The sequence below is a fragment of the Flavobacterium ovatum genome (assembly GCF_040703125.1).
GTDB lineage: Bacteria > Bacteroidota > Bacteroidia > Flavobacteriales > Flavobacteriaceae > Flavobacterium > Flavobacterium ovatum.
This window is the reverse complement of sequence record NZ_CP160035.1, coordinates 3,445,819-3,457,873: the sequence shown is the minus strand read 5'-3', so window position 1 is coordinate 3,457,873 and position 12,055 is coordinate 3,445,819. Positions and strand designations below refer to the sequence as shown.

Sequence of the window (12,055 nt, the reverse complement as noted above, 5' to 3'; positions counted from 1 at the left end):
TTTAACAATATAACAATTCTAAAAAGGTGAAGCATTAATTTTAAAATTGAGCTCGCCTTTTTTTGTACCTTTTAACCAGAATTAAAAATAAAACTATTTAGAATGATAAAGAAACTTGAATTGCATTGGAAAATCCTAATAGGAATGGTAGCAGGTTTGCTGTTTGGATTTCTAATGAAAAACTTAGAGCAAAAAGGAATTGTAGTGGATTGGATAAAACCATTCGGTACTGTGTTTATCAATATGCTTAAAATGATTGCAGTTCCATTGATTGTCGTTTCTTTAATTGTAGGATTAGCAGATTTAAAAGATATTTCTAAACTATCAAAACTAGGTGGTCGTACAGTGTTTTTTTATTTGTGCACTACTATTTTTGCAGTCAGTTTAGGTTTAGTTTTGGCCAATGTCATTAAGCCAGGAAGTTATATCAATGAAGCGTCAAGAAAGAGTTTGCTTGAAAATTTTTCAGGGGATGCGTCACAAAAAATTGAATTAGCTGATAAAGCTAAAACTAGTGGTCCACTACAGCCAATGGTGGATATTGTCCCAGATAATTTTTTCAATGCATTGTCAGACAACGGGAGTATGCTACAAGTTATTTTTTTCGTGATTCTTATAGGGATAGGATTGATCCTTGTTGAAGAAGAAAAATCAAAACCAGTGGTGGATTTTTTTAAGGGTCTAAATGATGTAATTATGAAAATTATTGATATCATCATGTTGTTTTCACCATACGGTGTATTTGCATTAATGGCGGCGCTGATGGTTGAGATTCCTGATTTTACTACTCTAGGTGCTCTAGCAATTTATGGATTAACGGTATTGTTTGGATTATTGATAATGACTTTTATACTTTACCCAACATTATTGATGCTTTTTGCAAAAGTAAACCCTATTAGTTTTTTTAAAGCGATAGCTCCTGCTCAATTGTTAGCTTTTTCGACTAGTTCGAGCGCTGCTACCTTACCAGTAACCATGGAATGTGTCACAGAACATGTAGGAGTCGATGAAGAAGTTTCTAGTTTTGTATTGCCCTTGGGGGCTACCGTAAATATGGATGGGACCAGCTTATATCAGGCGGTAGCAGCGATTTTTATAGCACAAGCTATGTTGCCTTATCCATTAGATTTTCATACTCAATTAATGATTGTAGTTACCGCTACTTTAGCATCGATAGGTTCAGCGGCTGTTCCTAGTGCTGGTATGGTTATGTTAGTGATTGTACTGGGACAAGCTGGAATTCCCGAAGCAGGATTAGCACTAATTTTTGCTATTGATAGACCTTTGGATATGTGTAGGACGGTCGTAAATATAACCAGTGACGCTACCGTTGCCACAATTGTAGCTAAATCTGTGGGGAAACTAAATCCAGTTAAATCATAATTATTAATAATGTTAAATTTTGTCTCTAGAATTAAATTTAATGTATATTTAACTTATAGTTATTTTGTATGATTCCAATTAGATTATTGATAATTATCCTATTTTCTGGGGCCGTTTATGGTAATCCTTTAGATACCATAAATAGTACTTTTTCTAGAAAAGAAATTTTGGAATTAGCCAAAGAGGCTTCCAGTTTATTACATGAATCTAATTTTGAAAAATCATTCATTACTTCTAGATTAGTGTTGCGTTATGCTCTTACAAATAATGATAATGATCTTATTGCTAGATCCTACAATATAATTGGAGCTAATTATGAAGAGTTATCTGAGTATGATAAAGCTATTTTATATTACAAGAAGGGGTTAGTTTATGCTAATAAAGCCAAAAATGATACAATCAAAAATTGGATAAATAATAATTTAGGGAACCTATATTGTTTTGAGAAAAAAGAGTATAAAAAGGGTATTGCTTTTTTTAATGAATCACTTCGATTTAATCAAAAAAACAAAGATACTTCTCAGATTGTATTTACTAAATTGAATATAGCTTGGGCTTATTTTGATATTAAATTGTTTAAAGAAGGTATTCCGTATTTAGAATTTGTAAACAATAACAGTGCTAAGTATGGAGATAAATCTAATTTAGTTATTTTAAATATGCTAAATGGGATGTATAGTGGAAATATTCAAAACTATGCTAAAGCAGAGTTTTTCTTTTTAAAAGCAATAGAGTTAGGGATAAAAAACCAGAATCATTTAGATTTGTCGTTTTCGTATAATGAATACTCTAGTTACTTATTTAAAAAAGGAGATTTTAAGAGGGCTTACGAATATTTAGTCAAATATAATAAGTTGACTGTTGAAATTCAGAACTCACAAAATATTAAAAGAGCTAAACGTGTAGGGATCAATGTTGAATTAGATGAATATAAAAGGAAAGTAGATACGATTTCTGCAGCAAATAATTTGCAAAATCAAAGTTTAAAAAAATCAAAGATCATTGTAGTTTTATTTATTGTAGTCATTGGAATTCTTTTGTTGCAAATGTATACTTTGTATAAAAATTATCTTTTTAAGAAAAAAGCGAATAATGTTTTAACATTGACTAATGCTGAATTAATTATCGCAAAGGAAAAAGCAGATGAGGCTTCGCTCTTAAAATCACAGTTTTTATCGACGATCACTCATGAGTTAAGAACTCCGTTGTATGGAGTAGTAGGGATTACAAATATGCTATTAGAAGAACATAAAGAATTAGAAAATAGTCCGCACCTTAATTCTTTGAAATTTTCTGCAAGGTATTTATTGTCTTTAATTAATGATGTTTTGCAAATTAATAAGATAGAAGAGAACCGAATAGTTCTTGAAGATTTAACTTTCAATATTGGAGACGAAATTGAAATGATAATTACCTCACTATCATTTATTGCTAAAAATCATAATAATACAATTGATGTTGATTTAGACCCGGAAATCCCAGAATTTTTAATTGGTGATAAATTAAGGTTTTCTCAAATTTTAATTAATTTGATTAGTAACGCACTAAAATTCACCCATGACGGTAAGGTTATTATTAGATCAAAATTAGTAAAGGTTGAGGGAATCAAACATTATATAGAATTTAAAATCAAGGATACTGGAATTGGAATAGCCAAAGAAGACCAAGAGAAGGTATTTGAAACATTTACTCAAGTAGGTAGAAAAGATTTAGATTATCAAGGAACAGGATTAGGGCTACCAATCGTTAAGAAATTATTAGGGCTATTTGAAAGTACCATTTTTATTGAAAGTGTATTAGGGGAAGGCACAACCTTTATGTTTGTTATTCCGTTTGATTCAAATCCTGAAAAAACAAATGATATTATAAATGACATTGAAGTCGATTTATCAAACAGTCAGGTTTTTACAGTCCTTGTTGTAGATGATAATAGTATAAATCGTTTAGTTACCCAAAAAATTATTGAAAAACGAAACTATAAGTGTGTTGTTGTTGGGTCAGGAAAAGAAGCTATTGAATTAGTGGAAAACTCCAGTTTTGACGCCATTTTGATGGATATAAATATGCCGGAAATGAATGGATTTGAAGCTACTAAAATTATTAGAGCTATGGGGGTTTTAACACCTATTATCGCTCTTACGGCTTATAGTAAAGAAGAAATCACCGAACAAGCTTTATCAGTAGGTATAAACGATATCATTGTGAAGCCATTCGAAACTGCTATTTTGTTTAAAATAATAAATCAACTTATTTTTAAAGCATAGCTTTTTAAAATCACCATTTTCAGGACGGGATATTAGTATAAAAAAACACCTCTATTTTTTTAAGGAAAATAGAGGTGTTTTTGGTTTTGTTTGTGTGTATCAATTAATACCAACGTTTTTTATTCTGTTTTGAGGCAGTAGATTTTCTTGATTTATGACCTTCGCCACCTCTATTAGAGTTTTGAGGTTTTGTAGAACCTCCAGGAGCAGTTTCAGGATTTCCTGAATGCCAAGGGAAAGGGTGATCACTAATTGTTTGAACATCTACTTTGATTAGTTTTTGTATGTCTTTCCAGTAACCGTGTTCATCTTTACTACAAAAAGAAATTGCAACACCACCATTTCCAGCACGTCCTGTACGTCCTATACGGTGTACGTAGGTTTCAGGTATATTAGGTAAATCAAAATTAATAACAAATGGTAATTGATCAATATCGATTCCTCGTGCGGCAATATCAGTAGCTACTAATACACCTACTTCTTTATTTTTAAAAGCTTCAAGAACTCTTTGTCTTGCATTTTGAGATTTATCTCCATGAATAGCTTCAGCAGGAATGTTTTTCTTGCGAAGCGCTTTCACTACATTATCAGCTCCGTGTTTGGTTCTTGAAAAAACTAATACATCACTAAGGTTTTCATTTTGAATTAATTGGTATAAAAGGTTTCTTTTTTCACCTTTTTCAACAAAATAAACACGTTGTTCAACCTTTTCAGCTGTAGAAGAAACAGGAGAAACAGTGACAGTTTCAGGCTTTGTCAAAAACATTTCAGCTAACTCACGTATAGCAATAGGCATGGTAGCCGAGAAAAATAATGTTTGACGGTTTTTAGGAGTCAATTTTACAATTTTTTTGACATCATTTACAAATCCCATATCAAGCATTTGGTCTGCTTCATCAAGTACTAATGTATGCAAATGGTCTAAGTCTATAAAACCTTGTTTGTGTAAATCTAATAATCTTCCAGGAGTTGCAATTAATATATCTACTCCGTCTTTTAAAGTATCTACTTGTGGGTTTTGTGAGACTCCACCAAAAATTGTCAGCTGCGTAAGATTTGTATATTTGGCGTATGTGTCAAAGCTTTGTCCTATTTGTACGGCTAATTCTCGTGTAGGAGTAATTACTAAGGCACGAATTTGTTTTGCTTTTTTTGTAGAACCTACAATTCTGTGTAATTGATGTATAATTGGAATAGCAAAAGCAGCTGTTTTTCCAGTACCTGTTTGTGCGCACCCAATCAAGTCATTTCCAGCTAAAATAAGTGGAATTGATTGTTCTTGAATTGGTGTGGGGTTAATATAGCCTTGTTCATATACGGCTTTTTGAATACTTTTTGAAAGTTTTAAATCTTCGAATAACATATTTTTGAAATTAAATACACTGTAATAAGTACAGCTATTGAACGGCAAAGATAGTGTTATTTATTCATTCCTTATAAAATGGGAGATTTATGCTGTTTTGGTAGTATTATATATTACTGATTTGACTTAATAAAATCAGTAACTAAATAGCCAATAAGTTGTCCTATTAAATGATTGTTTTTATCTGCATCTAAGTCTGGTGCACCTTCGCAAATGTGTAAGTAAGTCGCGTTCTTATGTTTCCCAAAGTATGCAATAAATTGTCGTAGTTCTTCAATAGAAAAACCGCTTAATGTCATAGCACTACTCGCGATATTAGGTATTGCATCTAAATCTATTTCAATTCCATAGGAATCTGTTTTTATAAATTCATGTGCGGCAATCATTTCTTGGGAAAAATTTTTTTCACTACGAATCTTAATACTGTCATAGGTATTGTAACGTAATCTGTCTTCCGTTTTTTTGATTAGATCCAATACGCTTTTTGAAACGTAGTTTTCATGTAAACCAAAAATGAAATATTTTTTTAAAAAACCTTCGTTGTAGGCATATGAAAACCCATTTCCACTATGACGTCCTTCGAGTATTCTAAAATCTGAATGGGCATCAAAATTAATAGAGTTTATAGGTTTTCCCTTAGCTAGGGCAGCTCCTTTTATGTTTCCGTAAGCATTATTTTGACCGCCACCAATAATAATTGGAGTTTTACCAGCCTTGATGATACTAAAAATTATATGAGAAACCTCTTTGTCTATTTTGGCAACTAATTGGCTAAGTTTTAAACGGTCATCGATGTTTTTGAAATCCAATTTTTTGGCATCTTCCATTTCTTCTTGTACATCAATTTCGCCTAAAACGATAATTTGATTTCCTTTACAAAAACGATTGTGTTGGATATTAGCAATGCTGTTTATAGCTGTTTTCCAGGCTGATGCAGCCCCTGGTCGTCCAGAATTTGCTTGAATCCCAACATCTTCAGGAATGCCTACAAGTACATATTTAGCTTCTGATTTTATTAAAAATGAGATTGGATCAACACCGCTAGCGATGGTAATCATTTTTTCTCCAAATTTTATCTCACCACTTCTGTGATTGGTAATCTTTGCAAGATCCTTCATTGTAAAAGGCAAAAGCTTTTCCATAAAAAAAATATTTTTTTTTCAAAAATACTATAAATGTATATACTTACGTTAAAAGATGTACATATATTCATTAAATTTGAAAAAACAAATTCTATAAAACAAATAATTTAAAATGGAAAATCAACAAAGTAATTCAAGTCTAAAAGCGGTTATTGCTGTTTTAGCAATTCTATTAGTCGGAAGTTTAGTTTATATTTTTAAAGTTTCTTCGGATGTAGAAACTGTTCAAACTGAATTGAAAACTACAGTTTCAGAAAAAGAAACAGTAATGAAAGATTTGCAAGAACTAAAAACAACGTATGATGCAGCAATTGCAGAAAACACCTCTATGTCAGAGGAATTAATTAAAGAAAGAGATAAAGTGGTAGGTATAATGTCTGACTTGAGTAAATCAAAAGGAGACGTTTCAAAATTTAAATCTCAATATATTGCTTTACAAAGCAACATGAAAGCTTTGATAGCTGAAAATGATGGTTTAAAAAAACAAAATACAAAGTTGACTGTACAACGTGATAGTACGACTGTTGTATTAGTTGCTGCTAAAAAAACCAATGAAGTATTAGTAACTCAAAATGACGAACTTTCAAAAGTTGTTGAAAAAGGAGCAAAATTATCAGTTGTAAATTTAAGAACATCAGCTTATATAGTTAGAAATCCAGGGCTTTTAAGAAGTAGTGAAAAGCAAATTGAAACGGATAAAGCAAGTAGAGCAGATATGCTTAAAATAAGTTTTACTATTGCTGAAAATCAAATTGCTAAAACTGGAGATAAAACCTACTACGTACAAGTAATTGATAGTAAAAATAATGTTTTGGGAGATAAGAAAACACAAAATTTTGGGGATAAAACATTATCATACAGTTTTGCAACTACAGTAAAATACGAAAATAAAACTGTAAACGTTTCTGAAAACTTACCTGGTAAGGACTTTGCTAAAGGGACTTATTTTGTAAATGTATTTGATAAAGATGTTTTGGTTTCTAAATCAAGTTTTGATTTGAAATAACAGTCTTTAAATAATAAAAATTTAAAAAAGTAGTGATTTTCGAATCACTACTTTTTTTTTATGATGAAATGAAAAGTTTAGATATTAAATAAGCAAGGGGCTGACAAAAAAATGTTAGCCCCTTGTTGCTTTACAGAAAATAAAGTTTATTCTGAAACGGTAATCTCAAACATCTTATCCCAATTTTTCCCTGTGATAAATATTGTTTTTGTTTTCGGATTATAAGCAATTCCGTTTAGCACGTCATCTGGAGTAACATTTAAGAATTTACGTAAACCTGATAAATCTAGGATTCCTTCAACTGCTCCGTTTGCTGGATTTACAACAGCAATAGCGTCTTTCATCCAAACGTTAGTGTATATTTTACCTTCTATCCATTCTAGTTCGTTAATGGATTTAATTTTAGCATTTCCGGCATATACATTAACGTAATCAATCATTTTTTGAGTTGCTGGATCCATTTTCCAAATTTTCTCTGTCTTATCAGTTTGATAGATGTTTGTGCCGTCATTGGTCATTCCCCAACCTTCAATGTCTTTGTCGTAAGTGAAGGTTTTTTCTAGCTTCATAGTTTTAGCATTATAGATAAAGCCAGTTTTATTTTGCCAAGTCAATTGATAGATTTTATCATTTAAGATGGTGATTCCTTCTCCAAAATATTTTGAATCTAAATCTATTTGTTGGAATACTTTGCCTGTTTTGTAATCGTACTTTCTAAGGTATGATTTTCCATTTAAGCCTGTGCTTTCATATAAGGTGTCTTTATAAAACTCTAAACCTTCCGTAAATGAATTGATGTCATGAGGGTAGGTATTTATGATTTTATATTTTAATAGTTTTGGAGTTACATTAGAAACCAGTTCTACTCTTGTAGTAGCTTCTGAGTTTTCGCCTTCAAAATAAACTAAAGCTTTTAGGTTTTGGTAGCCTAATTTTTGTTCTATTAATGCCAACGGTAATTTAGTGTTTCCTTTCGTTACTCCAACTTTTGTATCATTGACAAAATAGATGATGCTATCGATTTCTTTTGAATTTGGATTCAAAACTCCCAAATTTAGTTTGTCTTGAGGTTGGTATTGGGCTAAATATTGAGTCGAATCAAAAGTAAATATAGAATTTTCACCTTTTTTTTTGTCCCCACAGTTAGAAACTGCCATTCCTAATAAAATGACATATAGTAAGTTATGCTTTTTCATGATTAAAAAATTTGTTAGACGAATATACAATGTTATTTTAAGCGAGCAAAGGTCTTGCAAAAATATAAAAAGATTGTATATTTGCACCGGCAAGTCCTACACGACCAGCTCCTGCAGACTCCCCCAGGATGGGAACATAGCAAGGGTACGTGGTTGAGCGGTGCGATGTAGGTCGCTTGCCATTTTTTATTTATCTGTTCGCCGCGGCGAATCAGATTTTTTTTTAAAAATTAATAAATGTAGTCTTCCTTAGGGAAGATTTTTTTATTTTTGGACGTTTCTAAGAAAATAAGTAATAATGAGTAAAGTAGTTTTGATTACAGGAGGTTCCTCTGGAATTGGGAAATCTATTGGTGAATTTTTACACCTAAAAGGTTTTATAGTTTATGGTACTAGCAGGAATCCTAATCGGATTGCAAATTCAGTTTTTCCTTTATTAGCTTTAGATGTTCGAAAAACGGATACTATAATGACTGCAATCGCCCAAGTTATAGCTCGTTCTGGACGAATTGATGTTGTGATTAATAATGCAGGTGTTGGAATAACAGGCCCCTTAGAAGAAATCCCTACAGAGGAAATTAAGAATAATTTTGAGACCAATTTTTTTGGACCTATTGAGGTTATGAAAGCGGTATTGCCACAAATGCGTATTCAAAAATCGGGTTTGATTATCAATGTGACTTCAATTGCGGGTTATATGGGATTGCCATATCGTTCAATTTATTCGGCTTCTAAAGGAGCTTTAGAATTGGTTACTGAGGCTTTACGTATGGAAGTGAAATCATTTGGAATCCAAATTACAAATATTGCTCCTGGTGATTTTGCTACTAACATTGCTTCTGGACGTTATCATGCTCCAATAGTCTCTGGTTCTGCTTACGAAAAAGTGTATGGGGATATGTTGCAAACTATGGATGCTCACGTGGATAGTGGGGGCGACCCTTTGGAAATGGCAACAGCAGTTTATGTAATTATTCAAAATACAAATCCAAAGATTCATTATAAGGTAGGTGCTTTTATGCAAAAGTTTTCTATTGTGCTCAAACGTATTTTGCCTGACAAAATGTATGAGAAAATGTTGATGAACCATTATAATTTGTAACGACTCATTTGTATTACATTCGTTTAATGTCTATAATTTAAAGACGTTAATCATAATAAATTAAGGAGAAAACATATCAAATATCCCAAAACGTATTAAAGTACAATCCTGGGTAAAATGTGTACACAAATACATACACAAGTTTTTAATTGTTTATTTCTGTAAAAGAAATCAATAATTATGAAAACAGCTACTTTGAGTTAAGATGAAACACTATTATTAAAACGATTCAGTGACAAGTTTCCTGCGGTCGAAATTATCTTGTTAGAACTTCAATAGTCTGAAATACATATTTAAAAATGGATACACAAAAAAGTAGTTAACTGCTTTTGTGTTGCAGTGTGAAAAATGTAAATTCAAAATTACATTCTAATAATGAAGTCATAGAAAATCACATAACCGCATTAAGAACTGTGTTGATATAAAAGGAAAAACCTAAGCAAACAAAAAGTTTTTATTGGTCTCAAATTATAGTTAAAACTATGTGCTTTAGTGCATTTCGCTTTAGCTTCTAAAAACTTTTTGCCACAGATTATTTGGATTAAAAGGATTTAATCTGTGGAAATCAATTTAATCTGTGGCTAATAAAAAAGGCCTAAAAGATATACTTTTAAGGCCTTATGTTTTATATTAAAGTACAACTTATAATGTTACAAATCAGTAATAATAAATTCACTTCTTCTATTTAGTTGGTGTTCTTCTTCAGTACAATTAACACCGTCTGAACATTTATTTACTAACTCATATTCCCCATATCCTCTACCGATAAACCTGTTTGAGTTTATACCATTTTTAATCAACCAAGCAATGGTTGATTTAACTCTTCGATCAGATAAGGCTTCGTTGTATTTAAAGCTTCCTCTACTATCGGTATGAGAACGAATATCTAGTTTCATATTTGGATATTGTTTTAGTACATCTAATATTTTTTCTAGGTCTAAAGCAGCTTCAGGTCTAATATCTGATTTGTCAAAGTCAAAGTAGATCATTTTGATACCAAAACATTTACCCAAATCATCTCCAATGGCAACTTTACAAGTAATTTTTTCTAAAGCAATATCGAGTTTTGTTTTACCTTGATCCTTATCGACTGTTATTTTTTCTTCCTTTGTTGTGTATTCTGGTTTTTCAGCTCTTACATAATACGTTTTATCGCATTCGACCATAAAAGAATAATTTCCTTTTTGATCAGACATCATAGAGGAGATGTCTTTGAATCTTTTGTCAAAAAGACTCACTTTAGAATTAGGAAGAACTTCTTTAGAATCGATATCTGTAATTTGTCCATACAATTCTTGTTCGCAAGTCAACCTTTTGTTTTCTAAAAATTTATAAATATCGTCATATCCCTGTCCTCCGTCTCTATTAGAGGTAAAGAAACCTCTACGAGATTTAGTATCTATTAAATAGGCAAAATCATCTTTAGGGGAATTAATATCAGCACCCACATTTTGAACCTCACTAAAAGTTCCATCTTGACTTATTTTAGAAACAAATACATCTAGACCTCCCAAACCAGGATGCCCGTCAGAGGCAAAGTAGATTTCATTTTCGTCACTCATGAAAGGAAAAGTTTCTCTACCAGGAGTGTTAATGGTATTGCCTAAATTTTCAGGAGTACCAAAGCTACCATCGTCATTTATTTTTACTTTAAACAAATCAGAAAGACCTAAAGTCCCTGGCATATCTGAAGCAAAATATAATGTTTTTTCATCTTGACTAAGGGTAGGGTGTGCTGTAGAATAATTGTTACTATTAAAAGGCAATTCAATAATATTAGCCCACTTTTCTTTTTCGATTGTTGCTTTGTAAATTTTGATTAAAGTGACATCGTTTCCATTTTTACCTTTCTTACCATCAATAAAGTTGTTTCTAGTGAAATACATAGTGTTTCCATCTTTGGTAAATACCGGAGTAGATTCATGAAATTTAGAGTTTATGTTTTTATCAAATTTACTAGGAGCTCCAGGGGTCATTTGATCACCCAAATCAGCCATATATAAATTGGTAAAATATTGATTGGTCCAAGTGTGTTTTCTTTGTCCTATACTACCGGTATCCCGAGCGGAAGTAAAAACTATTTTGTTGTTATAAATAGCGGTCCCATAATCAGAATATTTAGAGTTTATACCTGCATCCTCAATATCGTATCTTCCAGAATTGGCTTTAATTTCTGCTAGGTAGTTTCTATTTTTTTTAAAGAGTTTTGCTCTATTGTCATTTCCAGAAAGCTCTACAAATTTAACCATCATAGCATCGGCTTGTTTATTCTCACCAATGGCTCTTAGAGACTGTGAATATCTGTAATAGTATTCGGGTTCAACAGAGGTATTCATAGCAAATAATTCCCCATACCATTTGGCTGCATTTTCAAGTTGTGCGTTAAAATAATAAGCATTACCTAACTTTTGAAACATATCGGCAGACTTGTAGCCTTTCTCTGCTACTCTTTCATAAGTTTTTATGGCATCTATATAGGCATAGTTGTCATATTTTTGATCGGCTGCAGCTAATCTAGCTTTTTGAGAGTAAATGTTTAAGGAAAAAACACTTACTATTGTTATGTAAAGGAGTATCTTATTTTTCATAATAATTGCTT

Annotated in this window: 8 protein-coding genes and 1 other RNA gene; 5 read left to right on the top strand and 4 right to left on the bottom strand. The window is 31.6% G+C overall.

Annotated features, from left to right (window positions below; translation table 11 throughout):
* Positions 1-105 precede the first annotated feature (105 nt).
* The gene (locus tag ABZP37_RS14465; RefSeq protein ID WP_366187544.1) at positions 106-1,383 is read left to right on the top strand and encodes a dicarboxylate/amino acid:cation symporter; all 1,278 of its coding nucleotides are present in this window, start codon (positions 106-108) and stop codon (positions 1,381-1,383) included.
* Between the two features lie 68 nt (positions 1,384-1,451).
* The gene (locus tag ABZP37_RS14460; protein ID WP_366183805.1) at positions 1,452-3,647 is read left to right on the top strand and encodes a response regulator; all 2,196 of its coding nucleotides are present in this window, start codon (positions 1,452-1,454) and stop codon (positions 3,645-3,647) included.
* A gap of 103 nt (positions 3,648-3,750) precedes the next feature.
* On the opposite strand, the gene ABZP37_RS14455 is transcribed toward ABZP37_RS14460, so the two are convergent.
* On the bottom strand, positions 3,751-5,010 hold the full coding sequence (locus tag ABZP37_RS14455; RefSeq protein ID WP_366183804.1) for a DEAD/DEAH box helicase: 1,260 nt from the start codon (positions 5,008-5,010) through the stop codon (positions 3,751-3,753).
* Positions 5,011-5,123: 113 nt separating this feature from the next.
* Positions 5,124-6,152 (bottom strand): formimidoylglutamase, encoded by a 1,029-nt coding sequence (locus tag ABZP37_RS14450; protein WP_366183803.1) that lies wholly within the window; start codon positions 6,150-6,152, stop codon positions 5,124-5,126.
* A 112-nt stretch (positions 6,153-6,264) separates the two neighbouring features.
* Between ABZP37_RS14450 and ABZP37_RS14445 the strand changes: the two genes are divergently transcribed.
* On the top strand, positions 6,265-7,158 hold the full coding sequence (locus ABZP37_RS14445; RefSeq protein ID WP_366183802.1) for a hypothetical protein: 894 nt from the start codon (positions 6,265-6,267) through the stop codon (positions 7,156-7,158).
* A gap of 146 nt (positions 7,159-7,304) precedes the next feature.
* Here ABZP37_RS14445 and ABZP37_RS14440 read toward each other — a convergent pair whose 3' ends face one another.
* On the bottom strand, positions 7,305-8,354 hold the full coding sequence (locus ABZP37_RS14440; protein ID WP_366183801.1) for a glutaminyl-peptide cyclotransferase: 1,050 nt from the start codon (positions 8,352-8,354) through the stop codon (positions 7,305-7,307).
* Between the two features lie 87 nt (positions 8,355-8,441).
* Between ABZP37_RS14440 and ffs the strand changes: the two genes are divergently transcribed.
* Together ffs and ABZP37_RS14430 are read left to right on the top strand one after the other, a co-directional pair.
* Positions 8,442-8,539: signal recognition particle sRNA small type (gene ffs, locus ABZP37_RS14435), an RNA gene on the top strand.
* A gap of 113 nt (positions 8,540-8,652) precedes the next feature.
* Positions 8,653-9,456 carry an SDR family oxidoreductase gene (locus ABZP37_RS14430; protein WP_366183800.1) on the top strand — a complete coding sequence of 268 codons (804 nt, stop codon included), beginning with the start codon at positions 8,653-8,655 and terminating at the stop codon, positions 9,454-9,456.
* Between the two features lie 650 nt (positions 9,457-10,106).
* Here the strand turns inward: ABZP37_RS14430 and ABZP37_RS14425 are convergent.
* Positions 10,107-12,044, bottom strand: a complete 1,938-nt coding sequence (locus ABZP37_RS14425) for an OmpA family protein (protein ID WP_366183060.1) — start codon at positions 12,042-12,044, stop codon at positions 10,107-10,109.
* Between the last annotated feature and the right edge of the window lie 11 nt (positions 12,045-12,055).

Bases quoted from the DNA above. Each gene is read 5' to 3' on its own strand.
- ABZP37_RS14460 (WP_366183805.1), top strand. From the start codon at position 1,452: ATGATTCCAATTAGATTATTGATAATTATCCTATTTTCTGGGGCCGTT.
- ABZP37_RS14455 (WP_366183804.1), bottom strand. From the start codon at position 5,010: ATGTTATTCGAAGATTTAAAACTTTCAAAAAGTATTCAAAAAGCCGTA.
- ABZP37_RS14450 (WP_366183803.1), bottom strand. From the start codon at position 6,152: ATGGAAAAGCTTTTGCCTTTTACAATGAAGGATCTTGCAAAGATTACC.
- ABZP37_RS14445 (WP_366183802.1), top strand. From the start codon at position 6,265: ATGGAAAATCAACAAAGTAATTCAAGTCTAAAAGCGGTTATTGCTGTT.
- ABZP37_RS14440 (WP_366183801.1), bottom strand. From the start codon at position 8,354: ATGAAAAAGCATAACTTACTATATGTCATTTTATTAGGAATGGCAGTT.
- ABZP37_RS14430 (WP_366183800.1), top strand. From the start codon at position 8,653: ATGAGTAAAGTAGTTTTGATTACAGGAGGTTCCTCTGGAATTGGGAAA.
- ABZP37_RS14425 (WP_366183060.1), bottom strand. From the start codon at position 12,044: ATGAAAAATAAGATACTCCTTTACATAACAATAGTAAGTGTTTTTTCC.